Genomic DNA, 21,909 nt, shown 5'->3' on the forward strand with positions numbered 1-21,909 from the left:
ATGGCAGTGGATTACTCGACTCGCGACGGCGTGGCCGTCCTTACGCTCAACAATCCGCCCGTCAACGGGCTCGGCCTGTCGACCCGTCAGGGCGTCATGGACGCGCTCGAGCGCGCCGCGCAGGACCCGTCGGTCACGGCCATCGTGCTGACCGGTGCGGGACGCGCATTCTCGGGCGGCGCCGATATCACTGAATTCAATACGCCGAAGGCGCTTCAGGAGCCGACGCTGCACACCGTGATCCGCGCGGTGGAGGCGAGTGCGAAGCCCGTCGTCGCGGCGCTGCACAGCGTCGTGATGGGCGGCGGCCTCGAGCTCGCGCTCGGCGCGCACTACCGCGTCGCGGCACCCGGCGCGCAGGTGGCGCTGCCCGAAGTGAAGCTCGGCCTGCTGCCGGGCGCGGGCGGCACGCAGCGCCTGCCGCGCGCGGTGGGGCTCGAAACCGCGCTGAACATGATCGTGTCGGGCGCGCCCGTGCTGTCGGAGCAGCTCGCGAAGAGCGGGCTGTTCGACGAAATGGCCGACGGCGACCTGCTCGACGCGGCCGTCGCGTTCGCGAGCAAGGTCGGTGCGCAGAAGGGGCCGCATCCGCGCGTACGCGATCGCAAGATCGTTCACCCGAACGCCGCGGGCTTCATCCAGTTCGCGCGCAATTCGGCACAGGCTGCCGCACCGAATTTCCCTGCTCCGCACAAGTGCATCGATGCGATCGAGGCCGGCGTGCTGCATGGCTTCGACAAGGGCAGCATTGCCGAGCGCGAGGATTTCGTCGCGCTGATGATGACGCCGGAAAGCCGCGCGCTGCGTCACGCGTTCTTCGGCGAGCGCGCCGCGAGCAAGATTCCCGACGTGCCGGCCGATACGCCGCTGCGCGAGATCCGCCGCGTCGGCGTGATCGGCGCGGGCACGATGGGCGGCGGGATCGCGATGAACTTCGTCAACGCAGGCCTGCCTGTCACGCTGCTCGAGACGAAACAGGACGCGCTGGAGCGCGGCGTCGCGACGATCCGCAAGAACTACGATGCACAGGTGAAGAAGGGCAAGCTCACGCAGGAGAAGCTCGACGCGCGCATGGCGCTGATTACGCCGACGCTGTCCTACGACGACCTGAAGGACGCCGACCTGATCGTCGAGGCCGTGTTCGAGGAACTCGGCGTGAAGGAGCAGGTGTTCAAGAAGCTCGACGAAGTGGCGAAGGCGGGCGCGATCCTCGCGTCGAACACGTCGACGCTCGACGTCGACAAGATCGCGGCGTTCACGAAGCGCCCGCAGGACGTCGTCGGCATGCACTTCTTCAGCCCGGCGAACGTGATGAAGCTGCTCGAGGTCGTGCGCGGCGCGCAGACCGCGAAGGACGTGCTCGCCACCGTGATGGCCGTCGCGAAGAAGATCCGCAAGACGGCGGTCGTGTCGGGCGTGTGCGACGGCTTCATCGGCAACCGGATGATCGAGCAGTACATCCGCCAGGCGCTCTTCATGCTCGAGGAAGGCGCGTTGCCCGCGCAGGTCGATCGCGCGATCGAGAAGTTCGGTTTCGCGATGGGGCCGTTCCGGATGAGCGACCTCGCCGGCAACGACATCGGCTGGGCGATCCGCAAGCGCCGCTACGTCGAGCAGCCCGATCTCCAGTACTCGAAGATCGCCGACCGTCTGTGCGAGCAGGGCCGCTTCGGCCAGAAGACGGGCGCCGGCTGGTACGACTACGTGCCGGGCGATCGCAAGGCGAAGCCGTCGTCGCTCGTCGACGAGATGGTCGTCGCGTATTCGAAGGAGCGCGGCGTCGAGCGGCGCAAGATCGGCGACGACGAGATCGTCGAGCGGCTCGTATTTGCGCTCGTCAACGAAGGCGCGAAGATCCTCGAGGAGAAGATCGCGTCGAAGGCGTCCGACATCGACATGGTTTACCTGACCGGCTATGGCTTCCCGCTGTGGCGCGGCGGCCCGATGCTGTACGCGGACGTGGTCGGCCTCTACAACGTCGAGCGCGCGATTCGGCGCTACGCGGCGGCACCGAACGGCGACGCATGGCAGCTCGCGCCGTCGATCGCGGAGCTCGCGAAGGCCGGCCGCGGGTTCAACGGCTGACGCGCCGGATCGCGGCGCGACACACACCCGGAGAAACGCAATGAAACGCACCGACGACGTACTGCTCGTGATCGACGTGCAATACGACTTCATGCCGGGCGGCGCGCTCGCGGTGCCCGACGGCGACGCGGTCGTGCCGGTGATCAACGCGCTCGCGCAACGCTTTGACCAGGTCGTGCTGACGCAGGACTGGCACCCGCGCGAGCACGTGTCGTTCGCGGCGAACCATCCGGGCCGCGAGCCGTTCTCCACGCTCGCGCTGCCGTACGGCGAGCAGGTGTTGTGGCCCGTGCACTGCGTGCAGGACACCGACGGCGCGGCGCTGCATCGCGATCTCGACATCCCGCATGCGCGGCTCGTGATCCGCAAGGGCGGCGACGCGCAGGTCGACAGCTATTCCGCGTTCGTCGAAGCCGACCGCACGACGCGCACGGGGCTCGCAGGCTATCTGCGCGAGCTCGGCGCGAAGCGCGTGTGGTGCTGCGGGCTCGCGACCGACTATTGCGTCGCGTGGTCCGCGCTCGATGCGCGCGCGGCCGGTTTCGAAGCCGCGGTGATCAACGATGCGTGCCGAGCGATCGACCTGAACGGGTCGCTCGCCCACGCATGGCAGCAGATGCAGGCAGCGGGCGTCGCCCATGTGACGTCCGCGGGCGCGCGCCCGGCGGCGTAGCGCCTTCCCATTCGATTCAGGACATGAAGCAGGACCGAAGGAGACTCGCATGACCGAAGCCGTAATCGTATCGACCGCCCGCACGCCGCTGGCGAAATCCTGGCGCGGTGCTTTCAACATGACGCACGGCGCGACGCTCGGCGGCCACGTGGTCGCGGCCGCGCTCGAACGCGCGAAGCTCGACCCCGCACGCGTCGAGGACGTGATCATGGGGTGCGCGAACCCCGAAGGCGCGACCGGCGCGAACATCGCGCGGCAGATCGCACTGCGCGCGGGGCTGCCCGTGACGGTGCCGGGAATGACGGTGAACCGTTTCTGCTCGTCGGGGCTGCAGACCATCGCGCTGGCCGCGCAGCGGATCATCGCGGGCGAAGGCGAAGTGTACGTGGCGGGCGGCGTCGAATCGATCTCGTGCGTGCAGAACGAGATGAACCACCACATGATCCAGGAAGGCTGGCTCGTCCAGCACAAGCCCGAGATCTACTGGAACATGCTGCAGACGGCCGAGAACGTCGCGAAGCGCTACGGCATTTCGAAGGAGCGGCAGGACGAGTATGGCGTGCAGTCGCAACTGCGCGCCGCGGCCGCGCAGGAAGCCGGGCGCTTTCGCGACGAGATCGTGCCGATCACCGTGCTCGCGGGCATCGCCGACAAGGCGACGGGCCGCCTGTTCACGAAGGAAGTGACGGTCTCGGCCGACGAAGGGATTCGCCCCGACACGACGCTCGAAGGCGTGTCGAAGATCCGGTCGGCCGTGCCGGGTGGCGTGATTACCGCCGGTAACGCGAGCCAGTTCTCGGACGGCGCGTCGGCTTGCGTCGTGATGAGCGCCGACGCCGCGCAGCGCGAAGGGCTGCAACCGCTCGGCGTGTTCCGCGGTTTCGCGGTGGCCGGTTGCGAGCCGGACGAGATGGGCATCGGCCCCGTGTTCGCGGTGCCCAAGCTGCTGAAGCAGGCGGGGCTGAAGGTCGACGATATCGGCCTGTGGGAACTGAACGAAGCATTCGCGGTGCAGGTGCTGTACTGCCGCGACACGCTCGGGATTCCTGAGGATCGCCTGAACGTGAACGGCGGCGCGATCGCGGTCGGCCATCCGTACGGCGTGTCGGGCGCACGCCTGACGGGCCATGCGCTGATCGAAGGCAAGCGGCGCGGCGTGAAGTACGTGGTCGTCACGATGTGCATCGGCGGCGGCCAGGGTGCGGCCGGCCTGTTCGAAATCCTCTGATCTTTGGCAGGGTGCGGCCGCGGTTTCGCTTCGGCGAGGCAGGCGGCCGCGACGCGAATCGGTGCGACTGAATCACCATTCGAAACAATCGGGAAGCAAAAGGCATGCGCCCGGCAATGCCGTTTCCCCTTACTTGTCAAACGAATTGCCCCACCTATACTTGCTCTGACATTTGCCTTTCGGCACGATGGGCCGGATCGTGCGTCGTGCGATCCGTGCCGCGAAGGTTCGAACCAACGCAGCAGACCGACCGGGGACCGAATGAGTACGACCTATGCAGCAGCGGAACCGCCGCGCGTCGTCAGCGCGGCCGCGAGGCTCTACGCGAAATGCCTGCTGGTCGGATTCGCGTTGTTGCCTGCCTATCTGATCGCCTATCTGTGGTTCTTCAGCGACCCGCACGTCGTGTTCGAGAGCCACGCGTTCCATGAAATCGCGATCGCCGCCGCGACGCTCGAAGGCGCGTTCGTCACCTACGTGACTTGGGTGTGCTACCGGTCGTCCGGCGAGCCGCTGTTGCGCTGGCTGACACTTGGCTTTCTGGGCTTCGCGATGATCTACGCGCTGCACGGTGCGTTCACCGGGATGGCGCATCACAACATCTGGCTGTTCCTGCTGTACGGGCCCGCGTCGCGGCTCGTGATGTCGATCCTGCTGCTCACCGGCCTGCTGTCGTATTCGCGGCCGCCCGATCGCCTCGAGAGGCGCACGAGCGTGCGCACGTGGCTGCCGTGGATCGTGTTCTTCGTGATCGTGAACGTGGCCGTGGCGTACATCGCGTATTCGCCGGTTGCGGGTGCGCTGGGCACGCGGCTGTCGATGGAAGGCGGCGCGCTCGTGTTCTCGCTGCTGAACGTCGCCGTGCTGCTCGCGCGACGGATCCGCTCGCCGCTGATGGTGATCTACGGCGTGTCGATCATGGCGTTCGCGCTGTCGTCGCTCGCGTTCATTCTCGGCAAGCCGTGGAATCACATGTGGTGGCTCGCGCACGCGATTTTCGCGGGCGGTTTCTTCCTGCTCAGCTACGGCGTCGTGCAGGCACTGCAGACGACGCGTTCGTTCTCGGCGATCTACAGCCAGGAAGACCTGATGAGCCGGCTGTCGGAATCGATGGCGCGTACCGAGAGCGCGCTGCAGGAACTGCGGCGCACGAACCAGAAGCTCGAATACATGGCCGCGACCGATCCGATGACGGGCGCGTCGAACCGCCGGCAGTTCATCGCGCAGGTCGAGCGCGAGATGGTGCGGGCCGAGCGCGACGGCACGCCGTTCTGCCTGCTCGCGCTCGATCTCGACAATTTCAAGAACATCAACGATGCGTACGGGCACCAGATCGGCGACGAGGTGTTGCGCGGCGTCGTGCGCCAGTGTCTCGACGCGATCCGGCCGGCCGGCGGGCTCGCGCGGGTCGGCGGCGAGGAATTCATGGCGCTGCTGCCGGACATGCCGCTCGAAGGCGCGCGGATGACGGCCGAGCGCGTGCGCTCGTCGATTGCGAGCTCGCCGTTCGGGCTCGATTTCAAGCGCGTGCAGGTGACGGTCAGCGTCGGTGTCGCGCAATACGGGGCCGACGGCAGCACGGTCGATGCGTTGCTGCGCGTGGTCGATGAACGCTTGTACCAGGCGAAGCGGGAAGGGCGGAACCGGGTCGTGTCGCGGTGACGCGGGTTTGCGCGGCACGCGGGCGCCGGTGATCGAACGCGGGACATTCGGCAGCTCGGGCGTACAGAGGCGGTGTCGAGCGCCTCGATCTTTAACGAAGCCCCGGAGGCGGTAACGCCCCGGGGCTTTTGCATGCCAGGTCAGCACGCGCCTGGCGACGCGTTACCGCGATGCCAGGGCCGCCGCGCTCTTCTTCGGCTGAGCATCCTGCATCCGCTGCGACGCCTGCCACCAGTATTTGCCCGCGCGCTGCTGCGGATCGCGGATCGCGAGATACGTCGTACTCCAGAGCTGTGCCGCGTTCGCCTCGGTGGCGTCCGCGCTGCGCGTGCCGAATGCATCGGTCTGGTACTTGCCGTTCACATAGGACCACGTCCACATCTCCGACGTGCGCATGTCGCGTCCGTTCGAGATCGCCTGCCAGATCGTCTGCCGTGCCTGCGTGAGCAGCGTGCGGGTCGTGGCGGACAGGTCCTGGCGCGCGAGCTGGCGATCGAGCCCGGCCACCCACATCGCCTGCTGCCACGACCAGATTACCGTGCCGTGATACGCGGAACTGGTGAACTTCGGCCACAGCGTCTGGCTTGCATACGCCGGGTTCGCGATCAGCATGCCGGCATCGGTCACCAGCCCGGTCGGGAACGGCCGCGTGACGTCGGTGACGATCCGCTGAAGCTCGTCATCCGGCGGCGTGCCGAACAGTAGCGCGAAGCCGCCGTCCGAATTCATCACCGGAATCGGGTTGCCCTGCTGATCGAGCGACAGCGCGTAGAACGCCAGCGGCGTGCCCGGTGCGGCGCCGGCCGGCACACCCGCGGACGGCGCATAGGCCGACACGTCGGTGGCCGCCTGCGCGGCCGGCACGCTGACCTGGAACAGCGGCGGCGCCTGCGTTTCCCACGTGGCCGCCTGGTTCGCCGTGCTGGCGAGCGTCGCGCGTTGCCCGGCATCCAGGTACGGATCGAGCAGGCCGCGCGTGAGGAATGCGTTCGCGGCGCGCAACGCGGCCGGCACCAGCACCACGTTGACGTCGTACGGATAGACGCCGCCGCCGAGCCCGTCGGTGCTGTCGCGCCAGTTGCCGACGATCTCGCCAGGGCGCAGGTGGATCAGGTTCGCGACCGATGGCTGTTGCGCGAACGGCTGCGCGGTCGTCGCGACGTGCAGCAGGTTGACGACCAGGCGGCTGCCATTGGTCTGCCCGTCGCTGCCGCGCTGCGCGAGATAGGCGGCCGCGCGGGCCTGGCCGCGCGTATCGTCGATCAGCCAAGCGGCTGCGATCGGCGCGAGCAGGTAGTCGCTGTCGATCATCTTGTAGTCGTAGGTCGGCGTCGGATCGTTCGGCCGACCGTTCTTCTGGTTGTCGACGAGGGCGAATTCGCCGATGCCTTCCTCGTGCGCGACCTTGCCGTCGGTCGACAGCCGGCTCAGCACCGACGACAGGCCGGCCTCGACCGCCGCGGGTTCGAGTACGGGCATCAGCATGCGCACCGAGATCAGCGTGTCGCGGCCGAAGTAGGTGTCGTATTGCCACGAGCCGGCCAGCAGCTTGTCATGAAAGCTCAGGAACTCGAGCACGTTCTGGCTCACGGGGTCGGGGTTGACCGATGGCGCGAGCAGGTCGGCGTGCGTGATCGGCGACAACGGTGTCTCGCCCGACAGCGCATCGACATGCAGCCGCAGCGTATGCGAGCCCGCCGGCGCGCTCAGGACGAGCTTGCCGCCCGCTGCCGGCGCGATGCTGCCGCCGTCGCGCAGCGTGATGCGCAGTGAATAGCCGGGCGCGCCGTCGATCCGGTCGCGTTGCCATTGCGCGGCGCTGCCCTGGACCGTGGGCGCGGCGAGGATCTGCTGCGGAATGGTTGCGCCGCCGTTGAAGTCGCGCAGGAAGCGCACGTTGCTGAGCACGCCCTGGCGGATCGTCAGCGTGTCGGTGTCCACCGACACGTCGGCGCCGATGCCGTACAGCGGGCGACCGTGCGTGTCGGGCGCCGACAGCGCGGACGGCGGCGTGTCGAGGCTCCAGTTCACCGGCTGCGCGGTGTCGTCGAACCACAGCCCGGTGCCGCTGTTGCCGGCGGGGAAGACCACGAGCAGGCGCGGCTTTGTCGACGAGCGCACCAGCAGGTGTGCAGCGACCTTGTCTTGCCGGTAGAACGCGTTGATCTGGCCGCCGGTGTCCATGCGGAACGACAGCGCGGCGGCGTTCGACGGCGGGCTGCCCGATTTGACGTCGTCGTCGTTGCAGGCCGCGAGCAGGCCGGCGCAGATGAATCCGAGACACAGCGACTTCGCAAGGCGATGCATGTTGATGTCCCTCCTGATGACTGGTGATTTTTATGGGAATTATCGAATGAGCGGGTGCCCGGTCTCCTTCATCCGGTATTGCGGAATTTCTGAAAAATTATTGAATTAATCCGGGTGTGCTTCGGGGCGAATTGAATGGGTGATAACCGGTTGTCGATTAACGCCGGAATTGAAAACAAAAGGAGGCACTGCACCGGCTAGGGGTGAAGGACTTCTCTGCTGGCACCCCGGTGCAGTGCCGGTGGTGGTACGTGTGTGGCGTGAAAGGCGAAACGTAAGCCGGTGTAGGGGATTCTAAAGTTCTGATAAAGTCGAAGTCAATAATGATTTTTGGTTTTCAAATAATGTTCTGAAATGAGGTCGCAATTATTGCTTGATGGGTCGGTAAAATATGCGAATTCATGAGGAGGTGGGGCGCGCCGATTATCGGTTTTGGTGAAAATCGATTGGCAATCGATGTCCGTATTGGCGATTGATTCCGAACCGGGATTGAATCGTGACGGCTCACTTGTCGTCGTGTCTCGGTCGGTGCAAGCGGAATGCGCGGAATGCAATGGATTCGGCGATACGGAGCGGTGCGCAACCCGCGTTCCTGCGACCGGACCGACGGGTGATCCCGGGAACCGGACGCCACGCTATCGCGCCAACGGCGCCGGCAAGTTTGGTAGGCTTGGGGCCACGCCGCCGTTTATCGAATTGACGCAGTCGGTTACGGATGCGATTCGATATCCGTCTTTGGCGGGACTGACGATCTTGCGACAGAGCGACTCTTCATCGAGGGTCGATGGTGGTTGACGTCGCCTTCACTCCGGAGAATGTGCCGTGCTGCACGTGCCCGACGATTCAGTGGTCGTATTGGTTGATTTTCAGACACGGCTGATGCCGGTGATACACGAAGGGGCATCCGTCGTCACGCAGGCTGTCCGGCTTGCCCGTATTGCTCAGATACTCGGGGTGCCGGTGATGGGTACCGAGCAAAGCCCCCTCCAGCTGGGCCGGAACGTACCGGAGATCAAGGATCTGTGCTCGAACACCGTCGTCAAGGATCATTTCGACGCGTGCGCGGAGGGTCTGGTCGATGCATTGCCGGCCGGGCGCAATAGCGTCATCGTCGCCGGATGCGAGGCGCACGTGTGCGTGTTGCAAACCGCGTTCGGGCTGTTGAGCAGCGGCCGCAAAGTCACGGTGGTCAGCGATGCCGTGGGATCGCGCAAGACGAGTGACCGGGACGTGGGGATCGCCCGGCTCGGGGCGGCGGGGGCGCAAATCGCGACGGTCGAGATGATCGGGTTCGAATGGCTGGGTTCCAGCCGGCATCCGCGCTTTCGCGATGTGCTGCGCCTGATCAAGTGAGTCGCGGCGCCGGTGCGCTGACGGAAACAGCGTTCCTGGAGCCGGATGCATGCGTTTCGGGATCTCGGCCGTTGGAGCCGGCAGGTTGGGTAGGCTGGCTGCCGGCGGTTGCGGGCGGGATCCTCGCGTCGGCGGGCATGTGTTCGTGGCCACGACCAAGGCGATTCAGGCGTCAAAGAGGAAGGCTCGTCGAGCGCTTGATCTCCTTGAGCGAAAAGCCGGTGTACATCTCCTTGATGTTGCCGAGGGTGCGGATACGGTGCATCGCGAGTTGGTGAAAGGACTCCATGTCCCGGACGACCACCTGCAGCAGATAGTCGTACTTGCCTGACACGTTGTGGCAGGCCACCACGTTGGGAAGGGCCATCACGCCCGCTTCGAACGTCCGCATTGCCTTCTCGGAGTGACTGTCGAGCATGATGTTGATGAAGGCAAACAGCCCCAGCCCGAGCTCCTGCTGATTCAGGGTGGCGTGATAGCCCTGGATCACCCGCGTCTCCAGCCGCTTGAGCCGTTTCCAGCAAGCGGGCGCCGACAATCCAACCCGTTCCGCGATTTCCGCGTTTGCGAGGCGCCCGTCGGCCTGCAGCAATTCCAGAATCTTCCTGTCGGTGTCGTCCAGATCCGTCATCTCGTTTTCCCCTCTGTCGCTGTGTGCATCCTGGCCCGCGCACGCTGGCACGTGAAAAAGCACCTGCATGCCGTCCTTAGGACCGGCCAGTATCGAACCCAAGCCGGTTAATTATATTTTCCGAATCAGACAAACGGCTTGCGTTCGGGAAATCCTATTAACCGTTCCATCAACGATCATTAACCGAACTCGAGCGGGCAGGCAGGGTGCCATCGGCGCTTCTGAACCACGTCCGCCAGGTTCGAATGGCCGGGCCTCGAGACGGTTCAGGCCGCCCACATAAAAGAGATGGAGGAGTCAGTTGAGCTTGTTCAGAACCAAGGATCTTGCGGCGATGGTCGCCGCCAGTCACGCGCCACATGGCCTGAAGAAGGTGTTGGGGCCATTCGATCTCATCCTGATGGGGATCGGTGCGATCGTGGGTACCGGCATCTTCGTGCTGACCGGCACTGGGGCGCTTACCGCCGGCCCGGCGTTGACCGTCTCGTTCGTGATCGCGGCGCTCGCGTGCGGATTCGCGGCGATGTGCTACGCGGAATTCGCGTCGTCGGTGCCGGTGGCGGGTTCGATCTACACCTACAGCTATGCCACGATGGGTGAGCTGGTGGCATGGATGATCGGCTGGGACCTGATGCTGGAGTACGGCCTGGCGAGTTCCGCGGTGTCGGTGGGCTGGTCGGGGTACTTCCAGTCGCTCATCGGCGGATTCGGGCTGCATCTGCCCGCCGTGCTTTCGGCCGCTCCAGGCGCCATTCCCGGTGTCCAGACGTGGTTCAACCTTCCAGCCTTCCTCATCATGTTGGTGTTGACCGCCATGTTGTCGCTCGGGATGCGGGAATCGGCCCGGATCAACAACGTGATGGTGGGGTTGAAGGTCGGTGTCGTGCTGTTGTTCATCGTCGTCGGAGCGCGTCATGTTCAACCGGTGAACTGGCATCCGTTTACACCCTTCGGTTACTCGGGCGTGTTCAGCGCAGCGGCACTGGTGTTTTTCGCGTTCATCGGCTTCGACGCGGTGACGTCCGCCGCCGAGGAAGTGAAGCGACCCGCTCGGGATCTGCCGATCGGCATCATCGGGTCGCTGGCGGTGTGTGCGGTGTTGTACGTGGTCGTGTCCGCGATCATGACCGGCATCGTTCCTTACCAAAAATTCGTTGGTATCGACCACCCGGTGTCGCTCGCACTGCAATACGCGGGCGAGAACTGGGTCGCCGGCTTCGTCGACCTCGGCGCGATTCTCGGGATGACCACCGTCATTCTCGTGATGACTTACGGCCAGACCCGCATCGTGTTCGCGATGTCCCGCGATGGCCTTCTGCCGAAGCGACTGTCGACCGTTCATTCCAGTCTCGGCACGCCGTTCTTCGCGACCTGGATCGTCGGGATTCTGTTTGGCCTGGTCGCGGCGGTCGTACCGCTCAACGTGTTGACCGAACTGATCAACATCGGAACGCTGGCGGCGTTCAGCCTGATTTCCGTCGCGGTCATCATTTTGCGCAAGACCCGACCCGATCTCCCGCGCGCATTTCGCTGCCCGGCCGTGCCGCTCGTCCCGATCCTCGCGATTGCATTCTGCATCACGCTGACCGCCTTCCTGCAGGCCACGACGTGGATCGCGTTTCTGGTCTGGCTCGCGATCGGCCTCGTGGTGTATTTCACGTATGCGCGGCAACGGTCGCACCTCAACTGACTTCACGGCAACACGACGGATGTCGGTTGCGTGCCATTTTCATTTAACGAGCGAACGCAAATGGGATACGACTTTGACCGCTTGATTTCCCGCCAAGGCACCAACGCGTTGGCGGAAGAGGGCTTCGAAAACTACCTGTTCGGGGCCGACGCCGATGCCCCCTTGCTTGACAGGCCGATGGACGAATTGATCTCGATGTGGGTCGCCGACATGCAGTTTGCTGCGCCGGATGCAGCAATCGACGCAGTCACCGAGCGTTTGAAGCATCCGGTGTTCGGCTACACGATGAACTTCGACGATCAGCTCTATCAGGTTTTCCATGCCTGGTGCGTCGAGCGGTATGGCTGGCGCTTCACGCGCGACGAAATGCAGGTCTCGCTGGGCGTCATACCGGCGCTGTTCGGCCTGGTGGAATACATATGTCAACCGGGCGAGAAGGTGCTCACCCTGGCCCCGGCCTACGGCTACTTCAAGCATGCAACGGTTCAACGCGATCGCGAGCTCGTGACCTCGTGCCTGCTCGTGTCCGACGATGGCGACTACGCAATCGACTTCGACGACTTCGAGTCAAAGGTCAGCGATCCGGCGGTCAAGCTGTTTTTCCTTTGCCATCCTCACAATCCGACCGGCCGCATCTGGGCCGACGACGAACTGCGTCGCATGGGCGAGCTTTGTATCGCGAATGGAGTCAAGATCGTTTCCGACGAGATCCATTGCGATCTGCTCAGAACCGGCCGCAGTCACACGCCATTGGCCAAGCTGTTCCCGACAAGCAGGGACATCATCACCTGCATGGCCGTCAGCAAGACGTTCAACCTCGCCGGGATGATGATTGCGACCGTGATCATCCCGGATCCGGAGTTGCGCGACGCGTGGAAGCGCCGACATTACCCGTTTGTGAACCCGCTCAGCCTGGCCGCTGCGATTGGCGCGTACAGGGATGGCGCACCGTGGCTGGAGGCGTTGCGCTCGTACCTGGACAGTAACTTTGCATGGACGCGGCAGTTTCTGAACGAGCATCTGCCCGAGGCCGGATTCCGTGTGCCTGATGCAACGTACCTGGCGTGGATCGACTTGCATGCCTACTTCGATGAGTCGGTGAACCTGACCCGGTTCTTTCTGGAAAAGGCCGGGGTCATTCTCGAAGGGGGCGAGATGTTTGTCGAAAACGGCGGTTGCTGCGTGCGGCTCAATCTCGCATGCCCGCGCGTACAGGTGCAACGCGCGCTCGAACGGATGTGCGATGCGATCGTCGATTATCGCGGCGCGGCAGCGGCCGTGCCCCAATCCTTCAAAGCATCTGTGTAACGGAGAAAAATGATGGTCGAGTGGAACGAGTATCGAGAGCAACTTGTGCAGCGATTCCGGGAATTCTCAAAGCTCGCCCCGGACACGATGAAAGGCATTGTGTCGCTTGGTCAGGCTGGCGAGAAGACCAGTTTTCTGGATACGAAGACAAGGGAGCTGATCTCGCTTGCTGTGGCTGTGACCACCCGTTGCGATGGTTGCATTGCATTCCACGCAAGCGAAGCGAAGAAAGCGGGTGCGACGGTCGATGAACTGTCGGAAGCGCTCGGCGTCGCGATCCATCTGAATGCCGGCGCCGCGCTGGTCTATTCCGCGCGCACGCTCGACGCCTTCAACAAGGCCTGACGGGGAGTGGTGCGCGCGGACAGCGTTTCCTGTCGCGCCGGCTCGAAACCTCGCAGTCGCGGGGGCGAGGTTTCTCAGGCGCCGGCGGCGTTCAGGCTGCTGCCGCCTGATGAGCCGAGCCGTGCTGCTCGCCACCCAGGATATCGATGAGACTGGTCAGCATCCGCGCCAATTCACCGGTCATCAGCGTGACATCCGAGTCGAAGCGTTCATCGTCGTTCTGCGCGGTCGGATCCGCCGCTTCCTTGATCACGTCGAGCGGTGTAACGCGCTTGATCGTCAGCGACGGCGTCAGCACGAAGGAGATTCGGTTGTCCCAGGTCATCGCAAGGCGCATGCATTGTTTGCCGGCCTCGATGTGCCGGCGCATGTCGTTCGCTTCCAGCGCGTGGCCGACATATCGCACGGTGGCGCCGCCTTCGCCGCTCGAGCGCAACTCGGCGTCCTGGTCCACGGTAAATCCGCCCGGCGCCTCGCCGGACAACAGCCAATCCGTCATCGCGGCGACCGGCGAACGCACCACTTGAACACCGGCGAGCGGCAACTGATCGATCGATTTGACGAGCAGGCCGCGAACATCGTCGGCTACAGCCTGTGAAGCCGCATCGATGACGAGCCAGCCGTTCGCCGTATCGATCCACACGCGGGTATCGCGGCGAATGGTGAACGCGCGCGGAAGCAGTTCGTCGGTAACCTGCTCCTTGAGTTCGCGCATCTGTTTTCGCCCGACCTTGAAGCCCTGCTGCTCCTCGACTTCAAGCGCTCGCTCCTTGGTCACCTGATTGACGACCGACGCCGGGAGCAGCTTCTTTTCGGCACGAAACGTCAGCAACATCTGCCGGTTGATCGAATAGACAAGTGCGCCGTCGTCACGCGGCGACGCCCATCCGTGGCTCTGCATCTCGATGCTGTTGCCCGGCTGAAACGCGTGGGGCGCCAGCCATTTTTCCATCTGATCGGGGGTGACGGCCCAAGGTGCCGGAAGACGATGAAGCTGAAGGTTCTTGAACCACATAGGAGTACGGGCAAAGCGCACCATTCTATATGACGGTGATGCTTACGGTACGGATTCGGTCGCCGACGTGACATTTCAGATCGTTGATGGTTGTAGTGCCGGCTAGGTGGGCAACGCTCGCGAAATTCGCCACGGACGGGGAGCGGCGCTCTTCATCCAGGCGCATCAAAGCGAGCACATCGTGTGCGGTGACTGAGCACACGTGGCGGTTCCCGATGTACGGGTACGCATCGGCTTCGATGCATGCGCAGATTCTCGCCAAAGTGCCGTTAGGTCCACGTCTTCCGCGTCTTCTCCAGCGACTCGTCGCTGACCGCTCGAAAAGTTGCTTTGCCTTCGTTGATACGCTCGGATAGCACTTCCTGTCACGCATGGAATGGCCGACATCGTCGGCGATGTCGCGCGTCGTAACAGGTGGTCGGCCGCGTGCGACGTCGAAGTCGTCGTGCCGCGTATCGACCAGTTCGGCGAGAGTGATCTGCACTTCATCACACGTGTTGCCCGGCAATACGGTGCGACGGCCACGGTCAAGGCCGGCAAGCTGATCGTGCTGCCTCGCGGCGCTGGCAAGAGCGCGAGCGGCAAGCCGCCGCCGATCGTGACGCTCACGCCCGGCGATCTACTCGACTACGAAGTCAACTTTCCGGACCGTGCGAGCTTCGCGGCCGTTCGCACGAAGGTGCACGACCGCAAGACAGGGAAGACGATCGACCTGACGATCCCGAATCCGGACGCCCCGCCAGGTGCGTCCGCGGTGCATACCGAACGCCATACGTTCGCGAGTCCGGAGGCCGCGAACGCCGGTGCAACGTCGAGACTGGCGACGCTCAACCGGCGCACGTCTACGAGCCGGCTGACGACGCGCGGCCGCGCGGATCTGTCGGCGGAAAAGACGATCGCGCTGAAGGGGTTCAAGGCAGGTGTAGACGGCGAGTTTCTGATCGAGTCGGTCGAACACACATTCGCGTCGCGCGGGTGGATCACGGTCGTCTCATTGAACGGAGGGAACAAGGGGAAAGCGAAGGTCGGTCATGGCAAGAAGCCGACGAAGAAGGTCGATTTGGTGATCCCCGCGTCCAAGTAGTGGTCAGCGGATGATTCACATTTCTGCAGGCAAATGTCGTATCCGGTGTGGATCATGGGTCAATGTGTTGTCGGTCGCCCCCGGCCCTTGCTCGACAGTTTGCCCGTAATTTCAAGTGCACTTGTGGGCGATTGTTGGGCAAGAACCGGTTCGTGAAAATTTGGCGCTATTTAATTGCCAATTGCGATAAATGCAAAGCTCCTGTTCCGAAAATTTTTGGCATTGTCGCCGGTATTGATTTGGCAGTAGTTATTGTTGACGAATGGGACGGCTACTCCGTCCATATTGCTCTGAGCCGTGTCGCCATAGTTATTTTGCGTTGCGACGACTCCGGGAAGCGACGGGAAGCCGGGGTTGAAGGAGATTGCATACTTGCCTGTGTCAGTATGCTCAACGCTGAAATCTCCGCTCCCGTTTAAGACTTTTCCGTCTTGGTTAACGGTGCCCCAAATTATTCTAGCCATTATTTCCTCCAGTGTTAAGAGTGTGCCGTACGTATGGAAAATTTAACCAATGCGATGGATGAGTGGTTGATGGGAAGGTGCCTGATCGAATTCGCATTGGAGATTTGATATTAGGATTTGATTGTTGGTATGTAAACCATCGCGAGGGGGCGTGGTGTGGGTTGCTGTTTCATTAAATAAAGGGGTTCGGGTTAATGATCAATAATTTAAAGCGCCAGTGATTTATGTGCATTGGGTATGGCAGCCGCTTCGAGGCAACTCGAGCGGTTTTTTTTCGGCGGGGGTTTGATGGGTGAGGAAAAGCAGGAGGGGCTGGCCGTCCAGATCGCGACGTTGACGCAGCAGATGCGCGCCGTCGCGGCGAGCTGGCCAACGAGATCGCCGACGTCGATCGGAAGGTCGACGCGGTAAAGAACAAGGCAACGGGCGCGATGTGGGTGCTCGGCGTGCTGATCACGATGGTGATCGGTTCGAACGAGTACTTCTTCGAGTCGTCGTCGCGGGCGGACAAGCAAGCGGACCGCATCACGCAGTTTGCTGTGTCGCCGGACATCACCGTGAGCACAGGCAGCCCGTCGACTGAACGCCGACAATCCGCAATTTCTACCGTTAGCGATTACCCGGGAGAGGGATCCCCGGCATTGGGAGGGGGCGCGGTAAATACTCGTTGCCCGCTGTTGTAAAGCGATTGAATCACCCCGGCAACGTCAACAGTCTGATTCAAGACTCCGTAGCCTGCTTTGAGAATAGTCGTCATTGTTGGCCTCAATTGATCGCGTTATTTCGCTTCGATTTCCAGCTCGCAGTACCGGTTGCCATTAGCTAGCGTTAACGAAATGGCGGGTTTGCTTTTTTTAGGGGCGGGTTCCACGTGAAGAAAGGCTGGGTGACGGATTGGCCTGTGAACTGTATCCGAAGGATAGTAAGCGAGCTTGCCAATACACCTGTCAAAAATACAAGGGGATGGCATGGCTAATAGGGAACTCTGATTATGCGTTGGCGTATATATTGACTGATGCAGTTGATGCCGATCGTCGTGCAACAAAATGCTGCCGCCAGCACTGGATCTGTGCCGTATGGCAAACGCAAGTTGGACAGACCGATTTGGCACCGCATCTGGGGTCGTCGTTATGCTGTTATGGGTATAGTCGCCGGGGTCTACAGGCTTTGCTGGCCGGAACGGTTTGGCAATGCCCCGATAGCTTGCTCGCCTGACCGGACCGGGTAGCGTCCGATCGTTCCAACAACCGTGTTCTGAAAACAGTGCCATATGTCAGATGGTGCAACGGCGGCAGGTTCAATCCTGAATGCATTGCGGGCAATGCCCGCCTGGCTGTTCGCGGGTCTGGCACTGGCCCAGTCCATCGAAGTCGGCAAGTTTGGTAGGCTTGTCGTCTGCCTTCGCTTGTCGGATCTTGGCGCCACCACGTGGCGTGGTGAAAAAGCGGGTATCGTCTTCGAGTGGTCGAAGCGATACCCGCTTTGTTACCCCCTTCTTTCTCTGCCGGACGCAATTTCCGGCGAATGCGAGCGAACGGTGGAAGGGCGTAAGATGCCCGACTGGCAAGAAGGGTGACAGGCAAGTCGCCGAACCGGAACGAACAGGAGCAACCGAAGTGATCCGTCATATCGTCATGTGGAAGTTGCATTGAAATTTAAATATTCAAGTTATTGATATTTAATGAAATATGTCTTCATATGATCGCTTTGTACCCCCATCGGTACCCCCTTTTTTCCTCACTGGGGTAGAAGCCGGGTGGGCGTGAGTTTCCGTACCCCCTGTAGCCTTCTTCAGTTTCTTGCAACGTCGCCGATAACTCTCTTGGACCGTCTCGTGCCAGAGGTGTCCGTTTCATTTCCCGCCCTCACTCTTCCCCCGAGGGCGGGACTTTTTGCATGTAGGGCGTATCCGTCAAAGCTGCTTTGGTCCCAAATATTGATCAGCTATATTGAAAGTGTCTCGGGGATGGGACACAGGACGGGAACGAAATGAAATACACGCACAATGAGAATGCAGGCCCTGTATGGGGCGTAGTCGCGGGTCTTCTTTTGACAGCCGTTGGGCTAAGCATGGGACTCTTTCCCAAGCTTCTGGATAGCGCCGGATCGCTGAACGATTTCGTCTCGTCCGGCGTTACGATGGTTGGAATCTTTCTAGTTGTTTACGCTGTCCGCGAGACGCGGCGGAAGCATCAGCGCTGAAGGTCAAGGCTGGCACTGCATCTGTCGACGAGTAGGTCGTCGACGATGATCTCGCCTGCCGAACGGCCGGCGCGCAGTGCATCGAGGCTGTCGACAAACGGCTTGCCTTGTTCGTCGGCCAAGCGAATCGGCGCTAGGAAAAAAGATCGTGTGTTTGCTGCGCGCACCTGGACTATTGCGAGGTAGCCGAGCGGTGTCTCGCAAGTGACCGAAGATTCTCGAGACACTTCGGTCATATGTTCGCAATGAACGTCGATCGTATATCCACGGTAGGTGTATGAGCTGGTCATGTTCGCCTCGCTGCGGGTAGAGCGACGTCCGAAGGTTTGCACGCGGAAGTATAGCTACGTGCCCTCGAAAAGCGACATGAATCTTGCCTATGGGCGCCAGTCGTTGCCGTAGGCCAACTCGATGATTTTCTTCGTAGGAATGCTCGCCCGCAATTTTGCGACGTCATCGTGACGGAACAGTTTGCAGCGGGCGATTTCGTTGTTTGGTTGCGGCTTCAGGTCGGCGCTGAGTTCACCAATAAACACGTGGTGCAGCTTTGAGAGACCGCCGAAGTGCATCGCATACGTAAGGTCCAAGCCGACCAATCCGGTCTCTTCCTGCAACTCTCGATGCGCCGCTTCTAGAGGCGTCTCGATGGCTTTAATTGTCCCGCCTGGCAGTGCCCATCGGGATGCCGCGCGCGCGACCAGCAACACACGGTCCCCTTGGAGGCACACTACTGTTGCGCGTTCTTTTATGGGTACATCGACGCAATCTTGGACGCTCATGACGGCTGCGGCTTGAGAATTTTTAGTATTCTAGCGCGACAGTCCCGATTGCCTGTCCAATGTTTGCCGTCAGGCAGCGAGTTCCATAGGCAGCAGGTCATCGTCGACGCAGCAGGCTCGTTACTCATGTCATCGACCGATTTCGAAGCAAGTCTCATTGCCCTTGCGCGGGAGTCGTCATGGTTTTGGCCTGCACTGGTTGCGGTCCGAACTCTCAATCTACCTTCTTGGTGCATCGGTGCGGGTGCGGTCCGAAACCTTGTGTGGGACTCGTTGCATGGGCTGGACGCGCCGTCGGCATTGTCTGACATCGATGTTGCGTACTTCGACGGCACGGATCTTTCTGCGCATCGCGACGCGACGTTTGAGTTCCTGCTGGCGGCCATGCAGCCCGAGCTTCCATGGGAGGTGACTAATCAGGCCGCTGTACATCTCTGGTTCGAGAGAACCTTTGGGCATCCCGTGTCTCCTTTCAGATCACTGGCCCAAGCTATTGCGTCGTGGCCAGAGTACGCGACGGCGGTCGGACTTACATTGCTGAACGACGGGACAATTGATGTCTGTGCGCCATACGGACTCGATGACCTTTTTTCCATGGTGGTGCGACGCAATCCAGCGCGCGTCAGCATGGATACCTATCTTCGGCGAATCCAGCAGAAACGATACAAGGACCGCTGGCCCCGTGTGACCATCATCGTTTAGAAATGCCACAGGCAGTCGTGAGGAGTGTTGCCGACGGAAGTCCATCATCACTGGCCAATCGACGCGAGAGGATTCGTGAATGCTCACAACAGCGTTCGTCGTTGAGGTTCCTGCAGCCGAGTCAACTGTAGCGGACCTTCGGAGTCGGTTTGATGCTACCTCCGACCTGGGTGTGCCGGCGCACGTCACGGTTCTGTTTCCCTTCATGCCGCCTGACGAAATTACGCCCGACGTTCTACGTCAGGCGCAAAGCGCGCTGAGTCTTGTGCAGCCTTTCGAATTTTCGTTGAGGAAGGTCGAGCGGTTTGCAGTCACCACTTATCTTGCTCCCGATCCGGCGGAACCGTTCGTCGCCTTGACGACTGCGCTGGCCGAGCGCTTTCCCATGTTTCGCCCCTATGGTGGTGCACACGATGGCATCGTTCCGCATCTGACTGTCGCGCACGGGGATGCCGCGACAGCACAATGGGCGGCCGTCGAGCTCGAACATCGTCTGTCTGCGCGGGAGGCGATTCGAACATGCTGTCGCTCTGTCGCTTTGCTGGAGAACTCGTTGGGCCGCTGGAGGAAGATGCACGAGATTGCGCTTCCAACGGTCGACGTGTAGTCCGGCCAGTTCCCGGCGGTCACGACCGGCGGCCACCGGCCGTCAGGCGCCATCCACACGCGTCGTCGACCGGCCTTCATGTCGTTCCGGCTAGCGGAATCGACGTTGGACAGCCATCTCTGAAGGCCGCCGACCCAGGTGCGCTCTCTGCCTCCTACCTGGCCGTACTCGTCGACGTGTTGCACCGCGCGTTTCAATTTCGAAACGATCCGATGCGTCTGAAAAGCGACGCGCTCGGCCGGCTCGTGACGGCGATGCCGCCGCACGGACACTGGGCGCTCGCTGCAGCGGCAATCGACATAGGCCGTCGCACGATAGATGCGGGCCTGTATCCAAATCAGGGAGTGCACCGATCACACGCTTCAGCATGTGACTACCGATGGCAGCGTGCAGACGTACTACCCGGCGAAGTCGCTGTGGCTCAGCCTGCCGGGAGATCGCCGCTCAGCGCAGATGCCGCTGCGCACGGACGACAGGAATCCCGTCGTGGCGCTGACGGAACGGCTCGACAAGGTGTTCGCTGGCTTGAAGTGGCTCGCTGCGCTGGTCGCGATCCTGGTTGTCATGCTTCTGATCAAAGGGAGGTGACATCCAAGTAGCTTTAGACCTGATCCGATTCTGATTGACGGATCAGGTCTCGACTTAGGCAGATTATTGGGCGATGGACGTTTCGTGCGATGTGATGGAACGAATCCATGCTTGTACTTCTGTCTCTGCCCATAGTGAGAGATTGCGAACTCTTCGCGGTCTCGGGAAACTACCTTCCTTCATCATGTCGTAGATCGTCGTCTTGCCCAAGCCGACCATGTCCAGAACGGTCGGAAGTCGCAACAGTCGTTCGGTGGTGGTGCTCAATTCTCTGTACCTCGTTATTCGGTGACGGGCTGAGTTGCACGGGCGAGTTGCATTAGCCCCGTTTCAAGCGTGATCGTAGCGGTCGCGGCCCAGGTGCGCGCATCCTGCGCCGCCTTGTGGCGAGCGAATGACCCGATCTCGTCGGCCATCAGGTTCAGCAGCTCGATGTCGGCCGCGTGCGAGATCTCACTGATTAGTGAGCGGATCTTGATGCGAAGGGCGTCGAGTTGCGCGAGTCTGCCTTGGCGGCTATCCGCCAAGGCTTCGTTCGTCTGGATAGGTTTGCGCCGCGCGAGCGGCGCTTCGTCTTTCTGGATCGCTTTTGCGGGCGTCAGCCCGACGTTGTTCGACTGCATCGAAGTGCCGTTGACGCTCGCCAGTGCGATAGCCGGGCGCTTCTTCGCGTGTTCCCGCTTTCGCGGCAGCGGACGTGGGGTAGAAAGGGCCGGGCGCGAGGTCATTTGGCGACCTCCTGCGCCATCTCGGGCGTCCAGTCGGGGTCGGGCAACTGGAGGATGTCGTCGAGCCACTGAAGAACGACCGGCAGATCTTGTTGTTGCTTGATGTTTTCACTGGCGAGAACCTTTCTAAGCCACCGAGCCCCTTCTTGAACCGCCTGCATCCGCGTCGGATAGCTCGTAGTGCCGGGGCCAAATTTCAGTGGCGTCGATGCGAAGCTGTCCCCGAAGTTGTACATAGCCGCGCAAATCCACTGATCCGCTTTCGGTTGGGCCACATAGATCTCGGCAATCGGCTTCTTCGTCCGCTTGCTGTTGGGCGAGTGAAGGATATCGGTCGCGACACAGCGGCCGTCTTGATCCGGTGCGGTCACGGGATAGATTGTAAGCGATCGAATAACGGCGCCCTTGTGTAGAAATCGCTGCACTCTGATGCTACGTGTCCACGTGGACAGCTGGTA

21 protein-coding genes and 2 pseudogenes are annotated in these 21,909 nt (G+C 61.9%); 15 read left to right on the plus strand and 8 right to left on the minus strand.

Annotation, left to right across the window (positions count from 1 at the left end):
• From BDI24065_RS22405 to BDI24065_RS22420, 4 genes are all read left to right on the plus strand, one after another.
• Nucleotides 1-2,085 (plus strand): 3-hydroxyacyl-CoA dehydrogenase NAD-binding domain-containing protein, encoded by a 2,085-nt coding sequence (locus tag BDI24065_RS22405; protein WP_175033112.1) that lies wholly within the window; start codon nucleotides 1-3, stop codon nucleotides 2,083-2,085.
• Nucleotides 2,086-2,125: 40 nt separating this feature from the next.
• On the plus strand, nucleotides 2,126-2,758 hold the full coding sequence (pncA, locus tag BDI24065_RS22410; protein ID WP_046545910.1) for a bifunctional nicotinamidase/pyrazinamidase: 633 nt from the start codon (nucleotides 2,126-2,128) through the stop codon (nucleotides 2,756-2,758).
• A 49-nt stretch (nucleotides 2,759-2,807) separates the two neighbouring features.
• Entirely contained in the window at nucleotides 2,808-3,986 is a 1,179-nt protein-coding gene (locus BDI24065_RS22415) for an acetyl-CoA C-acyltransferase (RefSeq protein ID WP_174941187.1), read from the plus strand.
• Nucleotides 3,987-4,247: 261 nt separating this feature from the next.
• Nucleotides 4,248-5,648 (plus strand): sensor domain-containing diguanylate cyclase, encoded by a 1,401-nt coding sequence (locus BDI24065_RS22420; RefSeq protein WP_175033113.1) that lies wholly within the window; start codon nucleotides 4,248-4,250, stop codon nucleotides 5,646-5,648.
• A gap of 162 nt (nucleotides 5,649-5,810) precedes the next feature.
• Here the strand turns inward: BDI24065_RS22420 and BDI24065_RS22425 are convergent, their stop codons facing one another.
• The gene (locus BDI24065_RS22425) at nucleotides 5,811-7,955 is read right to left on the minus strand and encodes a hypothetical protein (protein ID WP_175033114.1); all 2,145 of its coding nucleotides are present in this window, start codon (nucleotides 7,953-7,955) and stop codon (nucleotides 5,811-5,813) included.
• Nucleotides 7,956-8,777: 822 nt separating this feature from the next.
• Here BDI24065_RS22425 and BDI24065_RS22430 point away from each other — a divergent pair.
• Nucleotides 8,778-9,308: an isochorismatase family protein gene (locus BDI24065_RS22430; RefSeq protein WP_175033115.1), complete on the plus strand. Its 531-nt coding sequence runs from the start codon at nucleotides 8,778-8,780 to the stop codon at nucleotides 9,306-9,308.
• A 172-nt stretch (nucleotides 9,309-9,480) separates the two neighbouring features.
• Here BDI24065_RS22430 and BDI24065_RS22435 read toward each other — a convergent pair whose 3' ends face one another.
• Nucleotides 9,481-9,939 carry an Lrp/AsnC family transcriptional regulator gene (locus BDI24065_RS22435; protein WP_043188112.1) on the minus strand — a complete coding sequence of 153 codons (459 nt, stop codon included), beginning with the start codon at nucleotides 9,937-9,939 and terminating at the stop codon, nucleotides 9,481-9,483.
• A gap of 301 nt (nucleotides 9,940-10,240) precedes the next feature.
• Here BDI24065_RS22435 and BDI24065_RS22440 point away from each other — a divergent pair, with 301 nt between their 5' ends.
• The 3 genes from BDI24065_RS22440 to BDI24065_RS22450 are packed head-to-tail and all read left to right on the plus strand — an operon-like array spanning nucleotide 10,241 to nucleotide 13,282.
• Nucleotides 10,241-11,629, plus strand: a complete 1,389-nt coding sequence (locus tag BDI24065_RS22440) for an amino acid permease (RefSeq protein WP_302479469.1) — start codon at nucleotides 10,241-10,243, stop codon at nucleotides 11,627-11,629.
• A 60-nt stretch (nucleotides 11,630-11,689) separates the two neighbouring features.
• Nucleotides 11,690-12,937, plus strand: coding sequence for a MalY/PatB family protein (locus BDI24065_RS22445; protein ID WP_175033117.1), 1,248 nt, complete (start codon nucleotides 11,690-11,692; stop codon nucleotides 12,935-12,937).
• 12 nt (nucleotides 12,938-12,949) lie between these two features.
• Nucleotides 12,950-13,282, plus strand: a complete 333-nt coding sequence (locus BDI24065_RS22450; RefSeq protein ID WP_175033129.1) for a carboxymuconolactone decarboxylase family protein — start codon at nucleotides 12,950-12,952, stop codon at nucleotides 13,280-13,282.
• A gap of 91 nt (nucleotides 13,283-13,373) precedes the next feature.
• On the opposite strand, the gene BDI24065_RS22455 is transcribed toward BDI24065_RS22450, so the two are convergent.
• Entirely contained in the window at nucleotides 13,374-14,297 is a 924-nt protein-coding gene (locus BDI24065_RS22455; protein WP_175033118.1) for a recombination-associated protein RdgC, read from the minus strand.
• A 376-nt stretch (nucleotides 14,298-14,673) separates the two neighbouring features.
• On the opposite strand from BDI24065_RS22455, the pseudogene BDI24065_RS22460 reads away from it, so the two are divergent.
• The 4 genes and pseudogenes from BDI24065_RS22460 to BDI24065_RS22475 all read left to right on the plus strand — a co-directional run.
• Nucleotides 14,674-15,381, plus strand: a pseudogene (locus tag BDI24065_RS22460) (phage late control D family protein); the annotation flags it as partial.
• Nucleotides 15,382-15,533: 152 nt separating this feature from the next.
• Nucleotides 15,534-15,800: a hypothetical protein gene (locus BDI24065_RS22465; RefSeq protein WP_175033119.1), complete on the plus strand. Its 267-nt coding sequence runs from the start codon at nucleotides 15,534-15,536 to the stop codon at nucleotides 15,798-15,800.
• 476 nt (nucleotides 15,801-16,276) lie between these two features.
• A complete protein-coding gene (locus BDI24065_RS22470; protein ID WP_175033037.1) occupies nucleotides 16,277-16,528 on the plus strand; it encodes a hypothetical protein in 252 nt (83 codons plus the stop codon).
• Nucleotides 16,529-17,115: 587 nt separating this feature from the next.
• Complete coding sequence (locus tag BDI24065_RS22475) at nucleotides 17,116-17,421, plus strand: hypothetical protein (protein ID WP_175033120.1); 306 nt, start codon at nucleotides 17,116-17,118, stop codon at nucleotides 17,419-17,421.
• A 616-nt stretch (nucleotides 17,422-18,037) separates the two neighbouring features.
• Here the strand turns inward: BDI24065_RS22475 and BDI24065_RS22480 are convergent.
• Together BDI24065_RS22480 and BDI24065_RS22485 are read right to left on the minus strand one after the other, a co-directional pair.
• Nucleotides 18,038-18,337 (minus strand): hydrogenase maturation factor, encoded by a 300-nt coding sequence (locus BDI24065_RS22480; protein ID WP_175033121.1) that lies wholly within the window; start codon nucleotides 18,335-18,337, stop codon nucleotides 18,038-18,040.
• An 87-nt stretch (nucleotides 18,338-18,424) separates the two neighbouring features.
• Nucleotides 18,425-18,826, minus strand: a complete 402-nt coding sequence (locus BDI24065_RS22485; RefSeq protein ID WP_175033122.1) for an NUDIX hydrolase — start codon at nucleotides 18,824-18,826, stop codon at nucleotides 18,425-18,427.
• Nucleotides 18,827-18,952: 126 nt separating this feature from the next.
• Between BDI24065_RS22485 and BDI24065_RS22490 the strand changes: the two genes are divergently transcribed.
• The 3 genes from BDI24065_RS22490 to BDI24065_RS22500 all read left to right on the plus strand — a co-directional run bounded on the left by BDI24065_RS22490 (nucleotide 18,953) and on the right by BDI24065_RS22500 (nucleotide 20,723).
• Nucleotides 18,953-19,528, plus strand: coding sequence for a nucleotidyltransferase family protein (locus BDI24065_RS22490; RefSeq protein ID WP_083417771.1), 576 nt, complete (start codon nucleotides 18,953-18,955; stop codon nucleotides 19,526-19,528).
• A gap of 79 nt (nucleotides 19,529-19,607) precedes the next feature.
• Complete coding sequence (locus BDI24065_RS22495) at nucleotides 19,608-20,135, plus strand: 2'-5' RNA ligase family protein (RefSeq protein ID WP_175033123.1); 528 nt, start codon at nucleotides 19,608-19,610, stop codon at nucleotides 20,133-20,135.
• Nucleotides 20,136-20,522: 387 nt separating this feature from the next.
• Nucleotides 20,523-20,723, plus strand: a complete 201-nt coding sequence (locus BDI24065_RS22500) for a hypothetical protein (RefSeq protein WP_175033038.1) — start codon at nucleotides 20,523-20,525, stop codon at nucleotides 20,721-20,723.
• Nucleotides 20,724-20,786: 63 nt separating this feature from the next.
• Here BDI24065_RS22500 and BDI24065_RS41515 read toward each other — a convergent pair whose 3' ends face one another.
• The 3 genes and pseudogenes from BDI24065_RS41515 to BDI24065_RS22515 form a co-directional block, all read right to left on the minus strand.
• Nucleotides 20,787-20,990, minus strand: a complete 204-nt coding sequence (locus tag BDI24065_RS41515) for a helix-turn-helix transcriptional regulator (protein ID WP_083265890.1) — start codon at nucleotides 20,988-20,990, stop codon at nucleotides 20,787-20,789.
• Between the two features lie 14 nt (nucleotides 20,991-21,004).
• Nucleotides 21,005-21,451, minus strand: a complete 447-nt coding sequence (locus tag BDI24065_RS22510) for a hypothetical protein (protein ID WP_175033124.1) — start codon at nucleotides 21,449-21,451, stop codon at nucleotides 21,005-21,007.
• Nucleotides 21,448-21,909, minus strand: a pseudogene (locus BDI24065_RS22515) (hypothetical protein); the annotation flags it as partial. The gene BDI24065_RS22510 and the pseudogene BDI24065_RS22515, both read right to left, overlap by 4 nt.

This window comes from Burkholderia lata, from assembly GCF_902499025.1.
GTDB classification, from domain to species: domain Bacteria; phylum Pseudomonadota; class Gammaproteobacteria; order Burkholderiales; family Burkholderiaceae; genus Burkholderia; species Burkholderia lata_C.